Here is a 226-nt window from a genome sequence, read left to right as displayed (position 1 = left end):
CTCGTGCAGGAGGGAAACATCGGCCTGATCAAGGCGGTGGAGAAGTTCGAGTACCGCAAGGGGTACAAGTTCTCCACCTACGCCACCTGGTGGATCCGCCAGGCCATCACCCGCTCCATCTCCGACCAGGCCCGGACGATCCGGGTTCCCGTGCACATGATCGAGCAGATCAACAAGGTCATGCGCGAGTCGCGCCAGCTCATGCAGGTGCTGGGCCGGGAGCCCA

General features: G+C 63.3%; 1 protein-coding gene. It reads left to right on the top strand.

What is annotated here, in order from left to right; genetic code table 11:
* Window positions 1-226, top strand: a 226-nt coding sequence (locus ACY9Z2_RS19500) for a sigma-70 family RNA polymerase sigma factor (RefSeq protein ID WP_463611326.1), incomplete at both ends; no start/stop codon positions are given.

This window comes from Virgibacillus sp. GM2-2, from assembly GCF_055329585.1.
This window is presented reverse-complemented; position numbering and strand designations above follow the sequence as displayed.